The organism is Anaerobiospirillum sp. NML120449 (genome assembly GCF_023051105.1).
In the GTDB taxonomy this organism is placed as follows: Bacteria; Pseudomonadota; Gammaproteobacteria; order Enterobacterales; family Succinivibrionaceae; genus Anaerobiospirillum.
Genome location: NZ_JALKIL010000027.1, coordinates 22,025 through 48,525 on the forward strand (window position 1 = coordinate 22,025; position 26,501 = coordinate 48,525).

Annotated in this window: 12 protein-coding genes; 9 read left to right on the top strand and 3 right to left on the bottom strand. The window is 52.3% G+C overall.

From position 1 onward, the window contains the following. Positions 1–201 precede the first annotated feature (201 nt). From MXE41_RS08570 to MXE41_RS08595, 6 genes are all read left to right on the top strand, one after another. Positions 202–957 (top strand): ATP-binding cassette domain-containing protein, encoded by a 756-nt coding sequence (locus tag MXE41_RS08570; protein ID WP_247100199.1) that lies wholly within the window; start codon positions 202–204, stop codon positions 955–957. A gap of 606 nt (positions 958–1,563) precedes the next feature. Continuing rightward, positions 1,564–2,538: an ABC transporter substrate-binding protein gene (locus MXE41_RS08575; RefSeq protein ID WP_247100200.1), complete on the top strand. Its 975-nt coding sequence runs from the start codon at positions 1,564–1,566 to the stop codon at positions 2,536–2,538. 905 nt (positions 2,539–3,443) lie between these two features. Further along, the gene (locus MXE41_RS08580) at positions 3,444–5,702 is read left to right on the top strand and encodes a TonB-dependent receptor (protein WP_247100201.1); all 2,259 of its coding nucleotides are present in this window, start codon (positions 3,444–3,446) and stop codon (positions 5,700–5,702) included. 268 nt (positions 5,703–5,970) lie between these two features. Then, entirely contained in the window at positions 5,971–6,495 is a 525-nt protein-coding gene (gene exbB, locus MXE41_RS08585) for a TonB-system energizer ExbB (protein ID WP_247100202.1), read from the top strand. An 11-nt stretch (positions 6,496–6,506) separates the two neighbouring features. After that, positions 6,507–6,893, top strand: a complete 387-nt coding sequence (exbD, locus tag MXE41_RS08590; protein WP_247100203.1) for a TonB system transport protein ExbD — start codon at positions 6,507–6,509, stop codon at positions 6,891–6,893. Positions 6,894–7,089: 196 nt separating this feature from the next. Further along, positions 7,090–7,986: an energy transducer TonB gene (locus MXE41_RS08595; protein WP_247100204.1), complete on the top strand. Its 897-nt coding sequence runs from the start codon at positions 7,090–7,092 to the stop codon at positions 7,984–7,986. Between the two features lie 1,268 nt (positions 7,987–9,254). On the opposite strand, the gene MXE41_RS08600 is transcribed toward MXE41_RS08595, so the two are convergent. The 3 genes from MXE41_RS08600 to MXE41_RS08610 all read right to left on the bottom strand — a co-directional run bounded on the left by MXE41_RS08600 (position 9,255) and on the right by MXE41_RS08610 (position 20,353). After that, on the bottom strand, positions 9,255–11,324 hold the full coding sequence (locus MXE41_RS08600) for a hypothetical protein (RefSeq protein ID WP_247100205.1): 2,070 nt from the start codon (positions 11,322–11,324) through the stop codon (positions 9,255–9,257). Between the two features lie 496 nt (positions 11,325–11,820). Next, complete coding sequence (locus MXE41_RS08605) at positions 11,821–17,844, bottom strand: AAA family ATPase (RefSeq protein WP_247100206.1); 6,024 nt, start codon at positions 17,842–17,844, stop codon at positions 11,821–11,823. Positions 17,845–18,742: 898 nt separating this feature from the next. Then, positions 18,743–20,353, bottom strand: a complete 1,611-nt coding sequence (locus MXE41_RS08610; protein WP_246976579.1) for a methyl-accepting chemotaxis protein — start codon at positions 20,351–20,353, stop codon at positions 18,743–18,745. Positions 20,354–22,803: 2,450 nt separating this feature from the next. Between MXE41_RS08610 and MXE41_RS08615 the strand changes: the two genes are divergently transcribed. The 3 genes from MXE41_RS08615 (at position 22,804) to MXE41_RS08625 (ending at position 26,306) form a co-directional block, all read left to right on the top strand. Next, the gene (locus tag MXE41_RS08615; RefSeq protein WP_246976577.1) at positions 22,804–23,766 is read left to right on the top strand and encodes a tripartite tricarboxylate transporter substrate-binding protein; all 963 of its coding nucleotides are present in this window, start codon (positions 22,804–22,806) and stop codon (positions 23,764–23,766) included. A 434-nt stretch (positions 23,767–24,200) separates the two neighbouring features. After that, the gene (locus MXE41_RS08620; protein ID WP_247100207.1) at positions 24,201–24,716 is read left to right on the top strand and encodes a tripartite tricarboxylate transporter TctB family protein; all 516 of its coding nucleotides are present in this window, start codon (positions 24,201–24,203) and stop codon (positions 24,714–24,716) included. A gap of 15 nt (positions 24,717–24,731) precedes the next feature. Beyond that, on the top strand, positions 24,732–26,306 hold the full coding sequence (locus MXE41_RS08625; RefSeq protein ID WP_247100208.1) for a tripartite tricarboxylate transporter permease: 1,575 nt from the start codon (positions 24,732–24,734) through the stop codon (positions 26,304–26,306). Positions 26,307–26,501 lie beyond the last annotated feature (195 nt).

The following is a 26,501-nucleotide window of genomic DNA, read 5'->3' on the forward strand; positions in this document are numbered from 1 at the left end:
CTCCTGCACTTAACAGCTGCAGCTGTAGCTCCTGCGCTTAACTTCCGCAGCTGTAGCTTCTGCGCTTAACCTCCGCTGCTGAAGCTCCTGCACTTAACAGCTGCAGCTGAGTATGACTGCCACAACGGCATCTGAAACTGCGCAGCAGGTGTTGCGTACCAGTTCTCTACAAAACTGTTTATTTACTGCCAGGGAGCAGCCATGCTTGAGATTAAGGGACTTTCCAAGAGTTATGACGGCAATAAGGTTGTCACAGATGTGAATCTTACTCTGCCCGAAAAGAGCGTCATCTCACTTATTGGCCCCAATGGTGCGGGCAAGTCTACCGTTCTTAACATGATTGCCCGCCTGTCGAGCATTGACTCAGGTGAGGTGATGTTCAAAGGACGTGATGTCCGCAAGTGGCAGCGCTCTGAGCTGGCCCGTTTCATGGCCATTCTCACTCAGCACAACAATATCCAGTCAAAACTTACAGTCAGGGAGCTCATTTCCTTTGGCCGCTTCCCATGGTCACAGGGTCGACTTACAGCCGATGATGAAAAGCTGGTTGATCAGGCTATGGATTTTATGGAGCTCAACGAATTTGCCGGACGATTTCTTGATGAACTTTCAGGCGGTCAGCGCCAGCGCGCCCTGATTGCCATGGTGCTGGCTCAGGATACTGAATACGTGCTGCTTGATGAGCCTACCAATAATCTTGATATCTACCATGCCACCCGCCTGATGGCCACAGTACGCCGTCTGTGCGATGAGCTGGGCAAGACGGTGATTATGGTTCTCCATGAGCTCAACTATGCCTCCTTTTACTCAGACTATATCTGCGCCTTCAAAAACGGCTCTCTGGCCGGTTTTGGCAAGGTTGATGACATCATGCAGCCCGACTTTTTAAAAGAGGTCTATGCCGTGGACTTTACTGTCACCAGGCTCAAAGACAAACCTCTGGCCCTGTACTTTTAGAGCAAAGAGCCGCCTCATGCGGCAACTGTACGTGATATCCCGGCCGCACAGACCTGCCGGGATGTTTCCCAGCTCACTCCTTTTCATGAACAAAGGCCCGGCAGCGCCGCCGCCCGCTCTAATGCAGACGCAGTCGCAGCCTCAGCTGCAGCCGCTGCCACAGCATGACCTCATGTCCTCTGGCTGCCACGTTCATGAAAAGTAACTGTGCACCCCTTGATAACCGGGTTTCTTCATCATAAGTAACGGCCTGACATAGCTTGCTCACTCCTGGGTTCAGACTGGGAATCAGGCCGTAATCCTTATGCATCCCCATGCAGCCGATTACTGTGGTCCTGGCAATGCCCACCTGCCAGGTTCTCAATTTCACCGCTGGGGCAAGTATTGTCGCCTGCATGATCCGCCATGAAGCTGCGGCTGTGTTACTGCCATGGCAGTGTCAGAGGCAATGACCATGTCCGTAATGCTGGCCTTATCGGCGACGCTGGAAGTGCTGGCGAGGCTGGACTTATCAGTGACACCGGCAGCGTCGGTAGATGATTGCCAAATTACTTTAGTTGCATTTTTTACTTTGTTTTGTTTTGTTGAAATCTTTTGGAGATAGTTATGCCTGCAAGGCACCTGCTCTTTTCCCCACTCAAGAAGGCCGTTATGGCCTCAGCTGCTGCTTTAATGTTCACCGGATCTGTTTCCAGTGCATGGGCAGATGATACCGTAAGCGTATTTACCTACAAGGGTGACCGCTCCGAAAGCACTGTTGAAGTGCCGGTCAATCCTGAGCGCGTAGCTGTTATCGACTATGCGGTCCTGGATATTATTGACCGCCTGGAGGCTGATGATGCCGTAAAAGGCATGCCGCTTAAGGGCACTATCCCTGAGTACATAAAGCACTTCCAGGGTCACAAAGGTATGGTTAATACCGGTACCGTCAAGGAAGTAGACTTTGAAGCTCTGATGGCTCTGGAGCCTGAAGTAATATTCATCGGTGGCCGCCTTGCTGCTCAGTATGACAAGCTCTCCGAGATTGCCCCTGTAGTATTCCTCTCTGTTGATTACACCCGCCCTCTGCTTGAGAGTGTGGAGCGCAATGCCAGCACTGTTGCAGCCATTTTCTCCAAAGATGGTCAGGCAGATGAAATCATAAACGGTTTTAAAGAGCGTGTTGAAAACATTAAAAAGCAGGTCAATGGCAAGACCGCCGTTGTCGGTCTGGTCAATGCCACCCAGTTCAAGACTCTGGGTGATACCGGCCGCTGCTCCTTTATTGGCCGTGACCTCGGCTTTAACAATCTTGCCAAAGACATAGAAGCTACGCACGGCAATGAGGCCTCATTTGAGCTGCTTCTCAAGCTCAATCCTGAATATGTCTTCATCCTCGACCGTGACAGCGCTATTGGTCGCCCTGGCGCCAAACTGGCCCGTGATGTCATGAACAATGAAATCACTGCCAAAACCAGAGCCGCTCAGGAAGATCATATCTACTACCTGAACTCTACTGTCTGGTACCTTGCTGAAGGCGGACTTACTGCCACTGACCTTATGATCAGGGACATGGAGCAGGCTCTGAACATCAACAGGTAGTACGCAAGCGTAATCCCCTGACATAATGCCAGTAAGACTTAAGCCGCAACAGGCCAGACATGCGGACTCTCCAGTCTTCCTGCATCAGTGATGCTTTACTGACTGTTTTAGGAAGAGTTAATGGTTGCCTTGCGTACGGGTCAGGTTTATCACCTGCATTTTGCCCATATGATGCTTTTCACGCACTCCCTGAGCTGACCTGTAAGCCTGTATACCTTATTTGCCTGACTGGCTAAACATGCCTTTGGTCACTGAACTGAAGCAGAAACAGCGCCAGCTGTCTGCTCAGTTCATGACTGATGGACAGGGCTCTGTAAGCCCATTTTTTTTGCCTTTACAGTTGTCTGTGACTAACCTTAATCCCCCTGAGCTAACTTAAGTCCTGCAGGCAGTCACAGCAGCATCCCCTGTTCTGCTGTTAGCAGACTCATATGATCGTCCCTGCAGCTGCACCTCATACGGCACAGTGCCCCCCGAACTGAGCTGTTTATGCCCAGCTCTCCCCGTATTACTGTCTTTGCGGCGAGGCTGTTGCCGGTGCAGACCTGTATATACGCATTATTGACCACAAGTTCCGGCCGACTGCAGAACATGCAGACTCAATGCATGCCATGAAGCCAGCCGGACCATAAAAGCTTGCCCCACACAGCGCCCTGAGCCTGTCTATCCCCAGGTTATGGGCACTTGAAGCAGCCCATGCGCTGCTGCTGTGGTCGCAGCAGCTGTAGTTGCGCAGCAGCTCATGCTGCGGCCGCATCAGCTGGAGCTCATGGGTGGTGGCAAGACATTATGCCGGTTCATATGAGTCAGGTGCTTATCCCTGCACCATTGCAGTCCCGACATCGGCACTGTTAGCGTCCGTAGCGGGCTGTGCTTAACAGCAGTTTTAAATTTCGAGAAATACTGTGGCCCAGCACAAAATTAAACTATCCTCCCTGTCACGAGCTCTGCTGTTGCTCTCTGCCGGTGTAATTGCCGCTCCTTCCATGGCAGTTGCAGCTGCAGCAGATGATGACGCCGCCCTGCAGGCTGCTCTTAATGCCACCTATGACGATGAAGCTGCCGGCAGCAGCGCTGGCGATGAGGACATGATTAAGGCCGCCATGGCATCAGCCCCTGCTGCCGGTGCAGGTGCCGGTGCCAGTGATGCCGGCACTGGCGGCGGTGATGACACTGTTTATGACCTCGGCCGTACCGTTGTTTCTGCTTCTGGCTTTGCTCAGGACTTGCGTGAGGCCCCAGCCTCCATGTCCATTGTGACCGGTGATGAGGTACGCTCCATTGCTGCCCGCGATATTGGTGACATGGTTGCAGGTCTGCCTGGTATCGAAATTTCCAAGTCCAAAACTGGTAACTCCAATGTCATGATTCGTGGCTTTGGCTCTGACTACACTGCTTTTCTCATTGACGGCAAGCGTCAGAACTCCTCCTCAGCCTTTATCAAAAACGGTTTTGACCCTAACTTTGGCTATACCCCACCAGCTTCCATGATTGAGCGCATTGAGGTTATCCGAGGTCCGGCCTCCACACTCTATGGCTCTGATGCCGTAGGTGGCGTGGTCAACATTATTACCAAATCACACCCTGAGAACCTCAGCGGTTCCGTTGGTTTTGAGTCCTTAATGCAGGAACATCCAGGCTTTGGTAATGCTGCCGGTCTTAATGGCAATGTCAACATTCCTCTTGTCAATGACCGTCTGTCCATGCAGCTGCGTGGCCGCTACTACGAAAAGGATCACACCAGCCTCAAAACTCCTGAGGACAAGTACTTAAGTCACTCAGCTAATGACTTTGATCTGTACAACTACGGCGCACGTATTGTCTACAGCCCGGTCAAGGGTCATGACCTGTCTGTCGATGGCGAGCAGTACTACATGAAGGCCGGAGCCATGTCGACCTCATCAAAAGGCATTGCTGTACTCAACAGGTACCGCAAGGATCAGATTACCCTCAACTATGATGGCAAGTACGATTTTGGTGATGTAAACAGCTATCTGCAGTACTACAACCACACCCGTGATGATGTGGGTTATGACTTCTTCAGCCGCTCCCTGATTTTTGAGAGCAAGGCAGTTACTCCTTTTGCTTTTAGCAACGGCCAGGCTCTCAACCTGACCTCAGGCTTTCAGTTCTGGCGTGATGAGTTCCGCGACGACAGCAATGCCTCAGCAACCAGCCCTTACAAAGATGATATTACCGGTCATACCCTTGACCACAATACCTTTGCTCTCTACATGGAAGGTGAGTACTTCCTCAGTGACGACTGGATTGCCACCCTGGGTGCCCGCTACAACTACTCTGATATTTTCGGCTCGCACATCACCCCACGTGGATATCTGGTCTATAAGGCCACCCGCAATCTGACCTTTAAGGGCGGTATTGCAGCCGGTTACAAGACCCCTAATGTCAAGCAGCTGGTTGACGGCGTCTATCAGCAGGACAACTTTGGTGCCCACCCTATGTACGGCAGCCCTGACCTTAAGCCTGAGACCTCAGTAAATTATGAGCTCTCTGTCATGTACGAACTGCCAAAGATCGGCTCCCTTACTCTGACCGGCTTCTTAACCGACTTTAATGACAAGCTGGCCAGCTATGACTATGCCATTGGTGAGTCCATGCCAAATGGCGTTATTTGTAACCCTTACGATCAGTCGGTAAGCAACTCCCGCTGCACCCTGTCAGCCAACCGTGGCAAGACCCGCTCAAAAGGTATTGAAGTGCTCTTCAGCACAGCCCGCTTCTATGACCTGCGTCTTGAGGGTTCCTATACCTGGACAAATCACGAGTACCGTGATGGTGACAGTGCCGGTAAGGCCGTCAACGCCATTCCAGCTCATGCCGCCATGGCCAGACTGTCATGGGATAAGGAGAACTACGGTCTGTTCCTCAAGGGTACAGGCAAGTTCCGCACTCCTTACATTTCAACCCGTTCCGGCGCCAGCTTCGATTATTACAAGAACTACGTAATATTCGATATGGGCGGCTACTACAAGTTCAGCCCTGAGGCCCGCCTCAATGTCACCCTCAACAACCTGCTGGACTTTGATGCCTACGACGAGTTTGACGTAGTTAAGAGCTCAAAAGGCACCAACAGCTATAACACCTACTACCGTGACTACATCGAAGGCCGTAGCGTCTACGTCAACTTCACCTACGACTTCTAACAAGGACCCTGTGCCTGGCAAAGCATGGCACTGCCATGCCTGTGGCACCGGGCTGACAGCCTGAAGCCAGCAAAGCGCCTGTTGGCGGATGACAAAGTCTGCAAGCTCTTAGTGCCGAGGATAAAGCCTGCAAGCACTTAGTGGCCCAGGATGAAGCCTGAAGCCAGCAAAACGCCTGTTGGCCCAGGATGAAGTCTGCAAGCACTTTAGTGGCAGCAGCTGCAGATTACAGAGCACTGCAGCTGCTGCCCTGTTATGAGAAACAACTATGGAACTCCTGAAAGAAACCATCGATATTGCCATCATTGTCATTCTGGGACTGATGGCTTTTCTGGCCCTGCTCTTTACCATTGAGCGCCTGATCTTTTTACGCCGTGCAGCAAAGAACCTTGATGCGTGGGCCACTCAGGACGAATTTGATACCGCTCTGACCAACAATCTGACCACAATCTATATCGTTTACTCCAATGCTCCCTATGTAGGCCTGCTCGGCACCGTGGTGGGCATTATGATTACCTTCTACGACATGGGCCGCTCAGCCTCCATCGACGCAAGCCAGATTATGACCGGCCTGTCTCTGGCCCTTTATGCCACTGCCCTTGGTCTGGTTGTGGCGATTCCCTCTCTGATTGCCTATAACGCTCTCAACCGCCGCATTGCCGTTGTCAGCTCCCAGTTCAAGGTCCACCTGCAGAGCAGCCAGTCCTCCCCGGGCGCCTCACCGGGCACTGCCGGCGCAGCTGCACCAGCTGCAGCCGCTGCAGGAGCAGCCTCTGCCCGTAACGCGGCCTGAGGGAGAGCGGCATGAACAAGCTTCCAGAACGATCGGGCCTGAATATCGTGCCCTTTATCGACATCATGCTGGTGCTCTTGTGCATTGTGTTGTCGATTTCGTCATTTATTGCTCAGGGCAAAATCGAAGTACGCCTGCCTTCATCAAGCTCCACCAGCAAGATTGAGCAGCCCAAATCAATAATGCTTGAGGTTGATGCCCAGGGAGTAATGTACCTTGAGGGCAAGGAGCACGACCTTAAATCACTGGCTGCAGCCATAGGTCAGCTGCCACGGAACGAGCACATCCAGCTGCGCCTCGATGAAAAGAGCCAGTTTGCTGTATTTATTTCCATCATCGATCTGCTCAAAGAGCACCAGCATGAGAACTTCTCCATTGCCACCCTCAAAAAAGGCTGATCACCAGCCCCTGTCTGACACCAGCGCCACTGATGCCTCCGGCCACAGCTCAAATGCCGGGGGCCAACCTCATCTGCAAAGCATTATCAGGCCCGTAAACAACGCAGAGCTGTCCAGCCATGCAAGCCACGCTGGTCACCACATCCGGGCTGATCAAAGTGCCGGAACAGGCCATACGGTCACATACAGCAATGATTTGAGCTGCTTTAACAACAACCTTGCCTGCCCTCATTGCGGTCAGGGACAGTGTCGCTGCCCAACCAGACTGGCTGGCAACTGCCCGGCAGTTGCTGTGCGCCGTGACCACTACAATGGTCGAGCCTTTATGTGGGCCAGCAGTATTTACCTGGCAATAGCCGCTGTCACCGTTTTTGCCCTTACCAGCCGTGCTGAGGAAAAGCCTCTTGAGCTGGGCGGATCCACTGCCGTGATTGCCCTTGACCAGTTTGGAGACCATGCTCAGGCCAATATCCCGAACATGGCACCACCAGCACCGCAGCAACCAGAGCCGGAACCAGAACCTTTTAAGGATCCTGAGCCAGAGAAAAAGCCAGAGCCAGAGGTCAAAAAGCTCACCGAAGAGCCGCATGCAGCACCGCCAGTTAAAAAGGAACGTGAGCGCAAGGTCAGGCCTGAACACAAAGTAAAACCGGAGCCTAAAGAGCGCCCTCAAGAAAAGAGGGAGCATCCGCAGCGCAAAGAGCGTGAGCATAAAGCCGAGCGTCGTGACCACAGCGCTGCCCATCCTCACCAGGCATCAGGCGGACGTAGAGGCGGATCCCCTCAGGCCGGAAAGGTAATGGTGTTTGGCCGTGACAATCACCCGGTTCTATTAAAGATTAAGCAGGCTATCGACAGCAATCTGCTCTATCCGCGCCGTGCCCGCATGATGCGTGAAGAAGGAGCAGCCATTGTACAGTTTACCTGGACAAGTTCCGGCCAGCTGGAGCGTCTGCGACTGTTGCGTTCCACAGGCTCGCGTGAGCTTGATGAGGCTGCCGTGCAGACCATTATCCGTGCCAGCGCATCTTTCCCAAAGGTCAGCCACAACTTTACCCTGCGCCTGCCAATTCTCTTCCGCCTGACCGATTGACCACCAGCCAGCCCGTATGCTGACTGGATGGCAGTCAGCCGGCAGTCAGGCTGGCACTCATGCGCTGCAGTGTGCTTATACACCATTCAACATCAAAATTAATGTCCGTTCAGCTGCATCAGGCTGTACGGACATTTTTGTCTCCAGCCCTGCTTTCCCATAGCAATTAACCCATACGCTTTACAAAATATAATACATCACATTGCGCCAAAGACCCATCATTTCACTTTCTAAAGCGACAACGTTTGTGAAATTCATTGCAATTAAGATCTTTCATTACAAAATGTTATATCAAGTATTTATAACCTTTTAGATTTATAAAGCTTTTTGCTTGCAGTTGCAGGAATATCAGGTCAGTGCTCGCGATGTAATCTATCCTCCAGCATAAGTCCCATGACAAACACGCCTCATAGCTGCAGCAGAGCTGTAAGTGCCTGACCTTGCCATGATAATGCCCCGATTTAAGCAGCTATGCACATCAATGTGAGCTTTTCAACAGAGTTTTGTTAAGAATATGTTCACAATTGTTAAGAAAATGGTCGCTTACGCTTTTATGCCTGTCACTACTTGCTGCACACAAATGGCCTGTATATGCGCTTTTCTCACAATAATTTCAGTCTCACGTAATGTTAACCCTGACTTAACATGGATTTAACATTCAACCCCCACAATAACACCACTAAAAGCAACTAGATATGTTAATCATAGACATTGTCTGTTGTTAGTGATGTATTGTTTTAGGTCTTGTCCCTTTCCCTGGGACAAGTAATTCCTCAAAACTCCAGTTTCCGAGCGGCCCGGCAGCAAGGCGTAAGACCAGGGGCTTCTCACAAAAATCAACAACCAAATCAGGCCGGGGCATGCACAGCACAGCATCCCTTGCCACCAAAAAAGCCCATACTCAGGTAAGTAGGGGCTTTTTTTTTCACTTAAAATCCCCTCCCACCTAATTCTTACCTGAACAATCACCGGTCAAATGATTTGGTCCAGGACAGCCCTGTAAAAGCGAAAAAGGCCATAGATCACATGTTCTATGGCCTTTTTGCGTACACCATGGTCCCCTGGAGTGGCTTTGATATGTACCCTGTAAGATATGGGCTGCCTGGGGCTCCTTTGCAGGGCCCCTTTGCTGGTTTAGCTTTGCCGGGCACCTTTGCCGGGCTCCTTTGCTGGTTTAGCTTTGCCGGGCACATTTGGCTGGGGCTCCATGGTGCCAGGGGTATCCGGGGCCTGCCTGATGCAGGTATGCCTCCTCGCCATCAGATCAGTCAGAGCATTGATTTTGGCAGTGGTACGCCCAGCTTCTTAAGCAGCTTTGCCTGACTGGCTGGTACAGGATTACAAACGATACCGGCAGAGTACTGATCGACAACAATGCTGTCCAGACTGTCAAGAAAATCTCTGGTTGAGCGAAGCATATCACTGTATTTCACATCAACTCTGGCTCTGACATCAGCAATGTCATTGCTCATTGCAGATCTGAGGATAGCGGCAAGATACTGCAAGAAGATCCGGCCCTGCAGCTCACTGTCAGTCTCAAGCTCTGTTGTACAGCCTTCAGTGTGCTGCTTTACGTCCTGAATTGAGGTATCAACCTGTGGACAGGACTCGTAAAGTGCAAGCACCATGGCACTGCTAAGGCTCAGGTCATTGGTAATCAGCACCCGGAAGCCATCATACCTTGTACCCTCCTCCATCCTTGATGATAAATACACAGGGGCTGTATCAGGCATACCCTCAACATACTTGCTCACGTCATAATCTGAGTACTTTTTGAGCAGACCCTTCTGGCGCTCTGTAAGCCTCTTTCCTCTCGTCACCGCACGGGTGAGTTCAATAAGCTCGTGATTCAGGTTCTTCACCGCATGGTGTTGAACTTCGCTGTCAAAGAACACGTGGTATCTGAGCACCTCACTGGCATGGCCGGATGCCTCCTTACCCTCTGCCCCAGCAGGTGCAGTGGCTGGTGGCACTGCTGATGCCGGTGCTGGTGCAGGTGCAGGCGCCGCATCACAGCTGTATGCCCTGGTATAAACTGCGTAGTGCATGGATTGAGAATCAAGCTCGATAAAAGTGCTGTTACCGCATATATTATCTTTAACAGCCTTGCTGATAACCTCCTGTACTGCTGCTCCTTCTCCTTTGTTGCAGTTGACTACAAAAGTATGACCACTACGCAAAAGCTCACCGACAGCTTCATCAGAAGGACGACCTCGGTCCACAACAATGCAGGTTTTGCCTGAGGATACATTGCAGGTCTCAAGCTTCTTCATAATGCTTTGTAAAGCACAATATTCACTGTCCTGACCGTCATAAAGCACGTAGAAAAAAGGAAATCCGCGCTTATCAGCATCACATACGAACTGTACATAAGGCTGATCCTTGAAAGAACCATCCTTGCTGCTGTCCATTTCGCCAAACATGCCTTCATTGTTCTTGCGCTTAAATGAACATCCATCAACTGCTGCAATTATTCCTGAGTTCAAAACTCTCCCTGATTTCCCCTTGAAATATTCCTCGAGGAAGTTCTGGTGGAAGCAGTCAATGAATGCCTTATCAACATGATTGATGTATTTGAGAAAGCTGCTGCGTCTTCCTGAAACACAATCGGCTACAGCGTGGTCGGAGCAGAAATTTGGCAGGCCCTCACAAGTGCTCTCACCTGAAACAATCATGTTGTAGACCACAGTCTCAATGTGATTAGCACCATGCAATGCATCTTTTGTCCTGACTTTACATATCTGCTCAAAGGCCTTTACCAGAGCTGCTCTTACACCTGTTTTAAATGACAGGTGATCAAGATAGAGCACTGATCCGGCCATCTTTGTACATATTTGGCTGCCATCAGTATCAGTAAGGGTCTTGTTGTTCAGAACTTTGCGCTTTGCTTCAAACGAAGATTCAAAACCGTCTGATGGATAAGTACCGACTGGTGCACCGTCTGCGCTCCTGGTCACCCTGCCGCTGTCATCAAGCTCATAGCCGTGATGCCCTATAAGTGCGGATATCTGCTCTCGATCTGACTTATTGTCTGCAGTCTGACCGGAAATCCTGGTACAGGTCAATGTTCCATCCGGGTTGCGGACAACAATGTAGTCTCTGAGCTCAGGATGACTGTCGAGGAACTCCTCATAGAAGTAGATAACTCCGCTATCCCCGCCGCCAATAATCTTGCCTACAGTTTTGCGGTTAATCGTGCGTGAGCGTCCTTTCCTGATGACGTTTCCGTCAGCATCTTTGACGGCTGGCTCCCATATTCCAGTGTAGGTAAAAACATAGGTGTAGTCCTTGTTCTTGTGGAGCTTAAGTGGGGGCATGGCTACAGGAGAGACTGTCATATAAAATCCTTGACTGATAATTAACTTATCGTTATTTCAATGAATTATCGTTCAATGAATAAGTACTGTTTCAGACTAATTTTACTGTAAAGCAGTGCAATTTGGCCAAAGAAACTGCGACTGGTCAAGCTGACAGTGACAGGACTCGTAAATCCATGCCTGCAGACCACTCCCCCAGAACAATCGACACACTCCAGCCCCCACTGCCTCATCGGATAAGCCTCATAATCAAGCCTGCAACCAGTGACTTCAGCTGTCCTTAAGCTGTTATTAAAGCACAACGCGCTCTGGTTACCTGATTACAGGTACGCCCTGTCTGCACAGCCATCAAGGCAGCGGCCCGAGCTCTCCTGTACCCTTACCGCCTCAACAGAACTGCGTTCCTCCGTCTGCGATCAAAACCACAGCCCCATTAAGTCAAAAGGCACCATCCGATAAGGGATGATGCCTTTTAATCCATATGACCTGCGAAGCTGATGCCCTGCAGGTGAAACTGTTAGTCCTTCTTGCTGCGACGGGCAGTGGTCTTTACCCTGGCGGTACCAGATTCAGCCCTGGCCTTTGCTGCTGCCTTAGGAGCAGCCTTACGGGCTGGCTTTGCCTTGGCCTTAGCCTCTGGCTTATCCTCCGCTGCAGCTGCGGTTGCTTGTGCTGCCTTAGACTTAGACGCTGCAGTCTTGCGGGCTGGCTTTGCCTTGGCCTTCGCCTCTGGCTTGTCCTCGGCTGCGGCATCTGCTGCTGTTGCAGCCCTGGCCTTTGCTGCCGCCTTAGGAGCAGCCTTACGGGCTGGCTTTGCCTTGGCCTTAGCCTCTGGCTTGTCCTCGGCTGCGGCATCTGCTGCTGTTGCAGCCCTGGCCTTTGCTGCCGCCTTAGGAGCAGTCTTGCGGGCTGGCTTGGCCTCTGGCTTTGCCTTAGCCTCTGGCTTTGCCTTGGCCTCAGGCTTATCACCGGCTGCGGAAGCTGTTGCTTCTGCTGCCCTGGCTCTGGTGATGGCCTTGCGACGGGCGCGTGGCTTTGCCGGGACGGCTGCATCATTGCCTGGGAGGGCGGCTGCATCGTCGCCGGAGAGGGCAGCGTTGGCTGCGGCGTTGGCGACGGCCTCGGCAGCGGCGGCGTCAGCAGCATCAGCTACAGGGTCAGCCTCAAGGGAGACATCATGGCCAGGCTGCTCCAGAGCGGCCTGACTGCCCCTGTTCTCGCCAGCCATCATCTCCTCATAATTGAGGTACTGACCCTTTGGATCTCCATCGTCTATGTTGCATAACTCAACCAGCGAGCAGTCGCCAAAGTCGTTTTTAACCACCATGGACACTCTTGAAGTGATGTAGGAGGCGGCAAAGGTACGAGGCTGGCGCAGTACGGCTGCCAGCGGGTTGCGAACGCGGGCAAGCTTCTTACGGGTCTCGGTGACTACCTGAGGCAGCTGTCCTGATGAAGAGGCAACTCCGATTTCAAGCACAATAGCTGAATGATTGTCATAAATAGTCAGATTGTTGTGCTCATTGACATTAATGCCACTGTTATACGGATCAGCCATCAGCGCAAAGAGATTGAGGCTGGAGAGCATGCGCTCATGCTCGCCAAACTGACGTTCAATTGGGCGTATGCTCATAAAGAATGGTGCCGGAGCACTCTCATCAAGCTTCTTCTTCATCAGGCCAGGATGACTGCTTTCCATACGCTTGATAAGGTCGGTAACAGCCTCCAGAATCTCAAGCTCCAGCTCGCTGTCACCATTCTCATGAGCCAGAAGCATAATGCGACGCATGGTGATTGCCTTGCCCACTGAGTCAGGTACAGAAAGTGCGGACTTAAAGAGCTTACGCAGCGCTGTACTTTCCCTGGTGGCTGTGCCATCCGGGCTGACAGACTGGCTGCCAGCACGGCTGCCCGACGCGTTGTCAGATGCTGCGCCGTACTGCAGGCCGGCAGCATCTTCCTGGGCTGAGGAGACACTTCTGACTGGTCGTCCTCTTGCGCTGGTAATACCTTTGCCGGCCGCTTTTCTGGCCCGCTCTCCAGCCCTTGAGGTCACGCCTTCCTGTACCTTGCCAAGGGCCGCGTTCAGACGTGCACTCATGTCGCTGTTCTGGCCTTTCATGAGCTGCTGCATGGTATAGACGCCAAAAGCAGTCACGTTTATCAGACGCTGCTCAGAAGACATGGCCATAATTGATGAAATGATGCTGCGGGCCTCATGAGTACTTCTGGTGCGGGAAATGTACTGAATCTGATCAATCAGTACCGAGGTCAGATCGTTATAATCTGCCCAGCCCGGACCGCCTTTGACCTCATTGCCCTTAGCGTCAATACGGGCAATGGCCTCATCGGCCACCTTTACCGCATTAGTAAGACCTTTTTCATAGGCCAGCTGACTGAGTCGGGCCAGCTCATCGCGCTTTTCACGACAGTCAGGTGCCACAATGACCAGCTTTAACTGATTGAGTATGTTCACATAACTGCGGTAATCAATGATCACAGACGGATCTTTAACATCGCGACTCCTGTTGATCATTGATACTATGCTTTCCACGCGCACAGCATGACCTTCATTGTCAGCAGCCGGTATTGTAAGTCCTGCAGGACGGGCTGCCGGGCCCTCAGCAAGCAGATTCTGACTTTCAGTGAGCTTGCGGGTAAGGCTGTGCTTCCACAATGAACGGGCATCGCTCTCTGAAAGCTTCTGCAGGTTCATAATGGTACGAGCTGACGGCTTTTTGATGAATTTGACTGCAAGATTGCCAAAGTCATCAATTTTGCAGCAGTCCTGGTCGTTCTGCTCGTTTTCCTCAGTATCATCGGAGGACACCAGATTCTGAGCAGAGCCGATTTTGAGGCTGCTGTCAGCCGGAGTAATGTTTACCTCATTGCCTTTGCTGCCACCGGCGCGCTGAGCGCTCTGTGATGAGTCAAGTTCAGCACTTTCAGCACTGCTGAGCACCTTGTCAGAGTTTTCATCATCTACCATGGCGCTGCCAGTCTCGGCAGGATCACGAGGAATACGTATTACCTGAGCGCCACCTGATTCAGCCCCCATTTGTGCATCTACAGCATTCATGAAGGCATCAGCTGACTTCATACCCTCCTCAAGCAGCTGCTCCAGGGTCTTTTCCTCATTGGCGCTCTTTTCCAGCTCGGAGCGCTCATGCTCACTGCGACCACGCAGCTTCTGACGAATACGCTCACGCAACTTGCTGATACGGCGGCTGCGCTCGCTCTGATCCTCAGGATCACTGCCCTGAGCATCTGCACCGTCTGGATCGCTGATATCGCTGACACCGTTATCACCAGTACGGTCAATAACATCCATGCCGCTGGAGAGGGCGGCATCACGTACCATCTCATCTATTTCGAAGTCAATATCGTCCGTCAGTTCATCCGGAGATTTATCATCCCCGTAATCACCGTATCCGGAACCTGCGGCTCTGGTGGAGGTCGCACCGGTCCTGCTCCTGCCTGAAGCTCCTGATGAAGCTGATCTGCCAGGTCTGTTTCTGGAAGAGCCAGCTTTCTCACCACTGTGCTCGCCGTCATATCCATATTCACCGCCGATGTCATCGGCAGCTGACTCTTCGATAACAGCTACAACAGCCTCCTGCTCATCACTGCCTGCCCCGGCACGACGCTTTGCTGCACGGGCAGCAAGCAGGCGTCGAATATCCTTAATATCAGGACGGGATCGTGGGGCGGCAGCATTGCCCTGAGCCGCATCTGATGGGGATACGTCAGAAGATGCAGACGCGCCAGCTGATGCGAATGCATCAGCTGATGCGGATAAGTCTGCGGTTGTGTCATCGTCCTGCTCACTGGCATTGCCTGGCAGGTGCTGATCCTTTTGGGCACTTACGGCTACACCTGAAGAATCAGATGGCGCAGCATGATGAACCGGGGTGGATGCAGCATCATCATGGTCAGCTGGCTCGTGCTTCTGCGACTGCTGAGCTGAACCCTGTTCATCAAGATCGTAATCTGCCAGAGGATCAATAAAGAGATCGTTGTTTGTGAGCGCTGCATTACGTGCAGCGAGGATTTCGGCTGTCTCTTTGGTGGCAAGGGCAGTGAATTTATCGAGATCGATATCACTGTCAAGATCCTCAAGGCCATTTAATCTGGCACGTCTGAGCATCTCGTCGCGCATCAGCGGGTAGCCGGTACCTGTTGCCATGGTGCCGGACTTTTCATGATGCATCTGCATCCACAGCATCAATGCCGCAGCCAGAGTGCCTGGGGTAAGTTCCTCCCTGAGGACACTGGCATCAAAGGAGCTGACCACCTCATGGAAGAGCTGCAGCATGCCTTTATGGTCGTATGGGAAGAAAGTGTCGTCAGCCAGAGGATCAACACGGGTGATATTGCCATTTCCATTGAAGAAATGGTTCACAATCAGGGTCTTAAAGCCATGGTAGACCTCAAAGGACGGCATACAGGTGTATGTGTCTTTGATATGGTAGCGTGCTGAGGTCAGGTAGCCCATGAAAAAGAGCATGGCAGGCAGAGGAATACCCCTGCCGCCCTGAGCCAGAGCTTCATTGTCATTAGCACGGCGCAGCTGAGCTGTGCTTTCGTAGTCGTTGGCCAGTCCTGACTCCTGATCACGGTTGTCATCGAGCATCATGGACGGCTCATCAGAGACAGTAGCAGTGCTGGCTGCCGAGACCGGCTGATCCTTAACAAAGGCACCGTCATCGGCAAAGGTAACATTGGCCAGAGACTCGCCAATACTTAAGGCCATGTCTCTGGTGCTCTCTTCCATGCTTTCGGCATCATCATCAGATGCAAAGTTTTTGTAGCGCTCAGGGAAGAACTCTTTGACAAAACGACGGAAGGTGGCTGGCTTGAGCACACGCTGCATAATGGCCAGCAGACGATCCATGTCCACATCAGGATGAGCGCTGAGCAGGGCCTGAATCTTCCTGTGCATGTCATCGGCCACCTCATCATCATTATCATCCGCAGGAACTGTGTTCAGTCCCTCATCATTAATGAGTACAGGCATGATGCAGCCTTCGATTAACAGACGAATGCCACCCTTGAAGATGCGCTCAAGCTGCACGAAGAGCTGCTCATCAGTAAGACGGCAGGCCTTGCACAGGGCTGAGAAATTGATAGTTGAGTGCTCAAACCAGTACAGACGGAAGCCGTTTTCCGGCTTTCTCAGGAAGTTGATTACCGAAACAGGGTTGAGAACTGTACAGATGTGATCAAAGGAGTAATTGCCGTAGTAGTACTTGAGGCGACGGATCATGCTCTCATAATCAAATGGAGGTGGTGATCCGGCGGCAATGAACTCATTGTTCATGGCCGTTACGGCGCGATCAATGAAAGGACGGAACTGCTCTGAGCGCAGATCCTCCTCGGTGACACCCAGAAGTCCAGAGCTTTCCTTGCCATAGCAGAAAGAGCGTGACAGAGGCAGGTACTTCATCAGTGGCGGGTATTCCTCAGTGGCCTCACGATAGTCCATGGCGGCTGTTCCGGTCACGAGAATGTGGCGGAAGATCTTGCGGTTGCGGCCCAGCAGGTTGAGGAATGCGCCAATGAAGCGGGTACGGTAGTTGTACAGACGTGGCTCATCAAGTGCCGCCATCAGAGGGGCATCGAAGTTTTCAATGATGAGCACGCGGGAGTTCTGACGGCAGCGGGTCAGCAGCTGATTGATATTTACAAAAGAGGCTCTTTCGGTGCAGCGGCTGAGCATGGCACCGAAGTTTTCCATATCGCCCTGACTGGTGCTGCCAGCAGAGCCGCCTGGCAGGTGGTCAGCCATAATCGCACCGGATGGACCACGGTCTTCGCGGGTAATCTGTTCATAGAGCAGGCTGTAAAGTGATGAGCCGAAAATATAGAGATCATCGCCATCCTCACCGGCCTCAGAGCCGTCAGGATTGTTCTCTGCATCAGCAGAGCCGGCCCCCGGAACAGACGAGTTGAGAATGCGGCGCTCTGCAGACATCTGGCTGGAGCTGTCGGCGTCACTGCCTGTGTCAGCTGAAGAGTCCATAAGGCCCTCGGCCTGAGCATCCTCACCTGAATACATGAAAGGAGGCTGCAGATTGTCAGGGTCGTCACTTACAGGACGGAAATCGTCATTGGCATGAGCTGACAGCTGAGAGGCGGCATAGCCCTCATTAACAGCCTTGTCATGCAGAGACTGGCTGAAACTTTCATGGACCAGTACGGAGCGCTCAGGTACAGCACGGGCAATACGGGCAAAATCAAGGCGCACTACCCTGCAGTACGGTTCAGTCCAGCTGTCACAGGCAGCTGCGCCCTTCAGGCGCTCAAAGTCGTGGGTAAACAGAGCCTCAAGAGTGTCGCAGAAAATGCGCTTGCCAAAGCCACGAGGACGCATCAGGTAATCGCAGCGGCTTACTCCTGAGCAGTACAGATTCTTAATCTGCATGGTTCTGTCGATATACAGACCCTCAGCAATAAGCTGCTCCAGAGTCTGCAGCTGCTCCTTACCGGGACGCTCTGCTCCACGTGAGGCATCATCTTTGAGTAAATCTGTATATTGCATAAGAACCTGAACCTTAATCCATGGTTAATTTAACTGCTTCACCATTAAGTGAACCTGTCAGCGCCCATCCATAAGCACGCTGAGCCCCGGTTTTCACAGCCTGGCATGGCCTGGCCAGCCATCCTGTTCCGTCCTGTCAGCCGCGTCCTGCATGGACACGCCGTCAGGCCTGTTCCGGTCTTTCCGTCCGGTCTTTCCGTCCGGACGTCCCGTTCGGACGTATCGTCTGGGCTGTCCCGCCTGGACTGTCCCGTGCTGTCTGACCAGTACAGTCAGCCCTGTCAGGTCCGGCATTGCCGGTCCTTGCGACATGGCTTTCACAGCCAGGCCTGACCACCAGCTTTCCTGTCCTGATGCAACAGGAAATCTGCGCTCAGCATGTCCTTATGGCAATGCTGATGACGAGTATCTTCGGGGGCCAGAGGCCTCATTGGGCCGTGATTGCGCACCCGGCTGGTATAGATGGTAAACACGGGAATCAACATAGCAACTGTTTCCCACTGTGTCAATGAGCTGTAATCAAGGTGATAAACACAGCTCAAAGGCGCAGCCGCAGGCCGCTTGCGGCCTGGTACGCACCTGAGCATTTATCGCGGTGCACGCAGCCTGGCCGGGGTACTTGCCATGCTTGCGCAAAAAGCAAGGGCGCATCCCGGTATGTCCGGCATGCGCCCTGATTATTATGCTGTTTTGGGTAACTGTCCCCATTCCTTAACACTGAGGTTTCTACAGAAATGGCAAAAACGCTGTCAGCATAGCAGCTGCCTTACTGCAGGCACTGGTCCCAGGTCACTGTCGGCATAGCGGCTGCCTTACTGCAGGCACTGGTCCCAGGTAACTGTCTGGCCGACATCTGCAGACAGGGTCGCAGTTGCCAGGCTTTAACATGACCGCAGAATTAGAGCTTGAAGCGGCTCATCTTACTGTTAAGAGTGTCGATATCGTCGGCAGTCTGCTTCATTACAGCCATGGTGGACTCGGCTGCTTCAGCAAAGTTCTGAGCATCAGTGGTCAGGTTCTGAATGTGAGATGAGATCTCGGATGAGGCTGTGGTCTGCTCCTCAACGGATGCTGCGATCTGATTGATCTGGGCATTTACGTTGTCGACGTGCTTGAGAATGTCATTGAAGACATTTTCAAGGCCTGAGGTCTCTTCAGCAATATTGCCCATGTCATTAACTGAGCGCTCCATGGAGGCTGATGCATTGTTGGCATCACGCTCAATCAGGCTGACCATGTCATTAATCTCACTGATGGATGATGAGGTGCGACTGGCCAGAGCACGTACTTCGTCAGCTACCACTGCAAAGCCACGACCTGCCTCACCGGCACGGGCAGCCTCAATGGCAGCGTTAAGAGCCAGCAGGTTGGTCTGGGCCGCAATCTCGTCAATAGTGCCCACAATTGAGTTAATGGAGCGGGTCTGCTTAATCATGGCCTCAATCTGCTCACTGTCAGAGCGGGTCTGTTCAGACTGGCGGTAGATGCTGGCAATGGATTCCTTGGCGTGACCAATACCTGTCTGGGTGATATTGCTTGAAGCCCTGGACAGACCTGCGGCAGCCTCACAGTTTTGAGCAATTTCCTGGCTGGTAGATACCATCTGATTGGCAGCAGCAGCTACGGTAACGGTACGGTTTTCAGCTTCGCGGGCATTGTTGTAGACACTGGTCATGCGGTCGATCATTTCATGCATGCTCTTCTTTGCGAAGGTGCTGGCACTGATCATGTCCTGAATGATTTCAAACAGGATACCGCGCATGGTCTCAAGAGACTGCCCCAGGCGGCCGAACTCATCGTGATACTTAAGATCAATCTTTTTGCCCAGTTCACCTTTTTCAATGCGGGTAATAACTTCATCAAGAGCGGTCAGGGCACCTCGGGCATAGGCTGCTGTCAGGCTGGCTACAATCATGGAGGCAATGATAACGCCTACAGACAGGATACCTACCCAGATAACAGGCTCAACGCTGGCAGCCTCTTTTGACTTGCCCAGTACGTCGGTAATCTGATAGGAACGAACTACGTTAAGGTCGCCTACCAGAGCCATGAACAGAGGAGTTACCTCTTCGGCAAATATGTGACCGGCGCTTGGAATGTCGTTTTTGACAACAAGAGGGTGAATCTTGTTTTCAAAAACATCACGAAGACGGCCGGCATTGTCTCTGATGCGGTTGATTTCATTAGGGAAGCGACCGGTTTCCAGATTGGATGCGAGGTCAAGGAATTTGTTCAGGGCCTTTCTGGCATCATCGTGTAAGGAGGTTCCGGTCTTACCTGAATCGATGAACTTGTTAACGTTGTTCATCATATCCACAGCGGCGGTGAGGGTTCCGTCAACGCGGGCATAACGCTCGGCCAGAGACCACTGCATGTAGTCGGCAAGCTCACGGCTCTTGTTCATCTGAGACAGGGACGTACCGGCAATGATGATGCTCATGACGATAACAACACCGAAGCTCAGGAAGAGCTTGGCGCGCAGTCCCAGCTGATAATACCATGTGACCATTTTCAACTCCTGATGAGTTCACCACGGCAAAGCGACTGCGCCTGCATAGCGCGCAGCCTCAGTCATTACTGTCTTGTCCCCATGTCACAGGTCAGCAGTTCACAAATCCGCAGGACCTTAATCAAGGGCTCCCCTGAACAGCTTAATTGCTGCCTGAGAGCATTTAACAGACAGGCATGCACCTCAGATGCTTAACAACAGACAACGGCATCGGGACAGAGCCGGGCAGGAGCATGGCCGTAACCGGGCATAGCATGATGCGCGCGAGGATGCTGCAGAGCAGATCACACGCTTACGTGCCCTGGCCATATGATTCCTGTAATCTGTCAATCAGCACTGAAATGACCTGGTGAGTTTATGTTTTTGTTTTGTCGTTTGCTGGCCGAACGCTCATGGCGCCGGACAAAAAGCAAAAGATCTGTACGATCCTCTCTAACCAGCTACGTCACTACAATCGGTTTGCCGCAAGTCTGAGCAGTACATCTGATGAACGCTGAGGCCAGATGGCCTTTGACCCTGTACAGCAGATAGAGACAAACAAGAATTCACAGCTGCAGCGCGGCTCCTGAGAAAGCACAGCAAAGAGCCCACGCCTGCAAATTTCTTTTCCTGCTCTGGCGCAGCACAGCCTGCAAGCATGCCCGACAGGGCGTATGCAGGCTCTACAAGATGCATGTCATGTCCTGAAAGCCGTATGCAGGCTGTCTGAGGTGCATGTCATGTCCTGAAAGCCGTATGCAGGCTCTGCGAGGTGCATGTCATGTACTGCAGGCTGCATGTCATGGCCAGCAAGAGAGCCTGTGCCGCTCATCTGACAGGGCACAGAAATTTACCCTCACACAGCATGATGCTGTTTTGACTGCCATGCTGCTTACGTGCAGTTTTAAACGTTTACATGACCTGGGATTGTCCTGTAACCCATGTTTACTTCTATGGTAGAGACAAGGGTCATTCCTGAGTGCTGTCTGAAGCTCAGAACATGAGGATCTGTGCCATGCAGTAACAGCTGTAAAGCTGATATATACCTGAGGCAGGAAAGAAATTTCATTCGGTCACAACTGCCTGAGCTGAATGTAACCGGGGTCATATTCTAATGTTAAAAAAGCCATAATTGAACAAAGGGCTTGCAGTTTTTTTCCATAAAATCTACCGTGCCTGGCATATTTTTCCAGCCATGCCCTAATGCCCGGGGCACACGGTGTCTTATGCTGTATCTTGTTCAAGGCTGCCAGGGCCGGTCATTACAGGACTTTAATGCTCCAGAACCTGGCCGAAAACATCATTTTATGTACAGCCAGCAAATTACGCATCAATCTGACACATAGAAGAATTATTACACATTAATTTCACTTTTTAAGCCTGCATGAATGCTCGGTAATTGTGCATATTCTACCCCTTATTAAAAGCCCGTCCTCCGCCCCTCAATGCGCGCGCCCGCCTGTCCATCCCGTTCTCCAGCCTGCCCTTCAGCATACCAATAACACTCGTCCTCACTGCGCTTTACGCCCTCCCTGAAGCTGCACCATAGCGGAGCTCATCCAGTGCTGTCTGTACAGTCTCATCAAGCAGGCCCCTGCCAGCCTGGTCTCTGCCTCCGTGGTCTCTGCCTGCCTGGTCTCTGCCTGCCTGGTCCCTGCCTCCGTGGTCCCTGCCTGGTCTCTGCCTCCGTGGTCCCTGCCTGGTCTCTGCCTGCCTGGTCCCTGCCTGGTCTCTGCCTGCGTGGTCTCAGCCTGCGTGGTCTCTGCCTGCGTGGACTGTGCAAGCCTGGTTTCAGCGTGCGGGCTGGCTGATGGCTGAAGGCCGGTTGCAGGTTTTTGTTGCCTGTTGCCGGTCAGCCGCCTGAATCTGGGAAAGCCTGCGTATGGGGCTATGGCGACGGGGCCGGAATCTGGCTCAGGCGATGGCTGTCGTCGTTGCGGGCAGTGTGAATGTGAGGTGCGGCCGGGCGGGGCGTTGCGAGGCGGCTGTGTTGTGAGGCTTATGTGCTGAGGAGCTGATGTATTGAATTTCTGGCCAGGGGGCGGCGAAAAATATGGCCTTGTTCACACTTTTGAAAATTGGGCAGGGTTAAAGCGGGGATCCGGGGACTTTTTATGATTTTAGTCATATTGAATCCAGGTATTAGGGGTGACAATAGCCTCGTAGATTGCAGTGACCGCAAGACGGTCCTTATTCAGTGACTGATGCCTGCCAGACTCCGCCCGGCAACGGGGCGGAGGGCCAGCTCCGACTGAGGTTTTATTGTCTGACCTTGTCTACGGGGTTTAGTCAGATCTAACCACTGTAACTTGTACTTTTTCGGTGCTCTCAGGGTTAACTGGTATATCACCGGGCCTTGTGCACCATGCCGGACATCCGGCTGCCACGGACTTTCAGTGCATAAGTGCTGGAGCTGTGGCGATGCTTTATATCCGGCAGGCATGCAGGACACTTTCAGGAGTTTAGTTAATATGAGATTAAAGACCCTTCTTAAGACTGCCGCAGTAATTTGCGCTTCAGCCTTCATCGCCACCGGCTGTGGCTCTGACAAGAAGACCTGGACTGTAACCTGTCCGTGGGCACCATCTGGTGTAGCCGCCATGGCCAGCCAGAAGGCCGCTTCCCTGTCCACCACCTACTCCAAGGACACCATTCTGGTTGCCGAGGCTGTCAAGGGTGACACAGCAACCATCAACACATGGGTAATGGACAAGAAGGGCGGTGATCCTGCTCTGACCTTTATCAACGAAGGTCTGCTTGCCATCAGCCCTATCATCGATGCCAAGAAGGTACGTTTCTCAGAGGACGACTTCGTAGTAATTCAGAACCTCTACTCTGCTGTTTTCGTACTGTCCGCCCAGAGCAATCTGAACATCAAGACCATTGATGACCTCAAGAAGTACGTAGAGGAAGGCGGCAAGGTTAACATCGCTGTTAACGGCGCTACTTCCACCGAGGCTTTCCTTGCTACCGCTCTGTTCTCCGATATGGGCAGCAAGGACTTCAAAGTAACTCCATACACCTCTGCTGCTGAAGCTGCTCAGGCTGTTGCCAAGGGCGAGACCAACTTTGCCATCTCTCACCAGACTCAGATTCTCGAAACCGCTCAGCAGGGCAAGGTTGACGTTATCGCCGCCTTCTCCGACAAGACTCTTGAGCACGGTCCATTTGCCGGTGTTCAGGGTGTAGGCGAGCACGGCTATCCATTCATCACCAATGCCTGCGTAGTAGCTGCCCGTGCCGGCACCTCCGAGGCTGATGTCAAGAAGCTGCGTGACCTGTACGACGCCATCTTAAAGGATGAGTCTTTTGTAAAGTGGGTTCAGGAGACCATGTTAATCGAAATCCGTCCTATGACCGATGCTGATTTCAAGGCCCACCTCGAGCAGACCCGCGAGCTGGTTAACACCTACAAGGACAAGGTTCTGGGCTAACAGGTCCGCTCTGGCCTGAATGTCCAGCCCCCAGGACATCCAGTCAACATGGACAAAGGGTCCACATGGACAACGGGTCAACATGGACAAAGGGTCCACATGGACAACGGGTCAACATGGACAAAGGGTCCAACTGGACAACGGGTCCACATGGACGTCCGGCCCGACTGGACAGTGGGGCCGCCTGAACAATGGGGGCCGCCAGAGGGAGACAGTCCCCGGCGTGATGACCTGACCTCAGCTGGTGTCAGACCAGAGCCAGACCTTTCTTCAGATGAATATTTTCGCAGGCACAGTCTTAAGTTGAAAAACTTCGTGCTGTGCCTTTTTTTGTGCCCAAAATTTGAGTTTTTTCCCCGAAAAATGCCCTTAAAGAGCACTTTTCCCCCTGAAAGACTCAGGGCCGGAACTGCAAAAGCAGTCCAGGAGCTGTCATGAACTTTATACTTGCCCCGCTTGATGCCCTGCGTGCCGCAACCAGGGCCCGCTTCGAGGATAAGACTTTTTCCTATCCCTCCAACATTACGGCAGGCGTGATCTGTGCTGTTCTGGCCATCATCATGCTCATTGCCATTCCGGGTCAGATTGAGGTTTCCGAAAAGGATACCGTAAATGGCCGCGTCTTCCCTGAGCTGCTCATGTATCTGATGCTGATCTGCTCAGCTGTGCTGATTATCAAGGATGTTATCCGCATCATTACCCATCAGCCACTGGAGATGAAGACCATCAACATCTACGTTGAGATCAAGGCCGCAGTCATTATCTGCATTCTTATTGCTACCTATCTCATCAGCAAATACACCGAACTGTTTGTCGCTGGCAGCATTTTCTGCGTACTGGCTTTCCTGCTGTTCTTCAACTGCCGCAAGCCTCTTTACTATGCCATTACTCTGAGCATTGCAGTTCTTATCTGGGTGGCCTTCAAATTCGGCCTTGGCGTTAACTTCTAGCATCAGGGTGACAGTATGTTGGAATATATTATCCCCGCCAGTTCGCTGCTCTTTACCCTGCAGAACATAATCTGGATAAACCTGGGTGTTTTCATCGGAGCAGTATTTGCCTGTATTCCAGGCCTGAGCGTTATTCTCTGCGTTATTCTATTTTTACCCCTTACCTATCAGCTTACCGCCATTCCCGGCATGATGTTCCTGCTGGGCATATACTGCGCCGGTTCATACGGCGGTTCGGTCAGCGCCATTCTGATCAACACTCCGGGTACTCCTCATGCTGCAGCAACCATGCTTGACGGTCACCCTCTGTCACAGAAAGGCCGCTCACGTGTAGCTCTCAAGATTGCTCTTTACGCCTCCACCATTGGAGGTACCATATCAGCTTTTATGCTGCTCTTCCTGGGCCCTCAGGTAGCAAAAGTAGCCGCTCAGCTGGGCACAGCCGAATACTTCATGGTCTGCGTTTTCGGTCTGACCATCATCGCAGGTGTGTCCGGCAAGAGCATTATCAAGGGTATTATTTCAGCCTGTATCGGTCTTACCATTTCCTGTATCGGCTCTGACCCAATGACAGGCTATGACCGTCTGACCTTCAACGTTGACCGCCTCTATCTGGGCCTTGACCTTGCTATCTGTCTTATCGGTCTGTTCGCTCTGATTGAAATCATTGCCAAGGCTGACGGTGCCGTACAGCAGCTCAGGATTGAAGACAGAAAGAAGCTCGATGACGGTGTCATTACAAAAGATGAAAAGAAGCGTATTGTCCGTCCTATTCTTATGTCTTCCTTCATTGGCTGTATGGTTGGTATCATACCAGGCACCGGCGCTGCAGAGGCCTCATGGTTCTCCTACAACCAGGCCAAAAACATGTCCAGGCGTAAGGAAGAGTTCGGTAAGGGCAGCGTAGAAGGCATAGCCGCTGCTGAATCAGCCAACAACGCCGTAACCGGTGCTACCCTGATTCCTCTGCTAACCCTTGGTATTCCAGGTGACGGAACCGTGGCCATCATGCTTTCAGCTCTGATGATCAACGGCTTAAATCCTGGCCTGTCGCTGTTCACAACTGATGGCGACATCATGTACGCCATCATGCTGGGTCTGATTCTGGTTAACATCTTCATGTTAATTCAGGGTCGCTATCTGACCCGCGTATTTGCCAGGGTAGTAGCTGTTCCTCAGGAGATTCTGACCCCAGTCATTGTCATCTTCTGTTATGCTGGCGCCTACTCCATCAACAAGAATTACTTTGACGTATCCATCGCTCTGTACTTCGGTATAGCTGCATGGCTCCTGCGCAAGATTGACCTGCCAGCCATCCCTATTCTGCTGGGTCTGGTACTGGGAGATATGACTGAAACCAACTTCCGTCGTGCCCTGATGCTCTCTGATGGCGATCCGTCAATCTTCTTCAGCAGCGTTTACTGCTGGATCTTCATTGTCCTGATTGTTCTGGCCCTGGGTGCCATCATCAAGGGCAAGCTAAAGGAAGAAAAGATGCTGCGCGAACAGCGCCGCCAGCAGGAGGCTGAAGCCGCTGCCGCCATGACCTCAGATCAGGCCAGTGCAGCTGACAGCGACTCTGCAAAGTAACAGACTTACCAGTACCGACCTGCATGCAGCAGCAAGACTGCGCAAGGCGCCACCTGGCGCCGCAAAGCGCCGGCAGGCGCATAGCCTGCGCAAAGGCGCATAGCCTGGTCAACGGCCTGCATGACAGGGACGGGTCCCACCGATTAAACACACACAGTGCGCTCAGCAAGCGTTTTGGCCCTGAGCGCCCTCTTT

Bases quoted from the DNA above. Each gene is read 5' to 3' on its own strand.
- MXE41_RS08620 (WP_247100207.1), top strand. From the start codon at position 24,201: ATGAACTTTATACTTGCCCCGCTTGATGCCCTGCGTGCCGCAACCAGG.
- MXE41_RS08605 (WP_247100206.1), bottom strand. From the start codon at position 17,844: ATGCAATATACAGATTTACTCAAAGATGATGCCTCACGTGGAGCAGAG.
- MXE41_RS08575 (WP_247100200.1), top strand. From the start codon at position 1,564: ATGCCTGCAAGGCACCTGCTCTTTTCCCCACTCAAGAAGGCCGTTATG.
- MXE41_RS08615 (WP_246976577.1), top strand. From the start codon at position 22,804: ATGAGATTAAAGACCCTTCTTAAGACTGCCGCAGTAATTTGCGCTTCA.
- MXE41_RS08610 (WP_246976579.1), bottom strand. From the start codon at position 20,353: ATGGTCACATGGTATTATCAGCTGGGACTGCGCGCCAAGCTCTTCCTG.
- exbB (WP_247100202.1), top strand. From the start codon at position 5,971: ATGGAACTCCTGAAAGAAACCATCGATATTGCCATCATTGTCATTCTG.
- exbD (WP_247100203.1), top strand. From the start codon at position 6,507: ATGAACAAGCTTCCAGAACGATCGGGCCTGAATATCGTGCCCTTTATC.
- MXE41_RS08625 (WP_247100208.1), top strand. From the start codon at position 24,732: ATGTTGGAATATATTATCCCCGCCAGTTCGCTGCTCTTTACCCTGCAG.
- MXE41_RS08600 (WP_247100205.1), bottom strand. From the start codon at position 11,324: ATGACAGTCTCTCCTGTAGCCATGCCCCCACTTAAGCTCCACAAGAAC.
- MXE41_RS08570 (WP_247100199.1), top strand. From the start codon at position 202: ATGCTTGAGATTAAGGGACTTTCCAAGAGTTATGACGGCAATAAGGTT.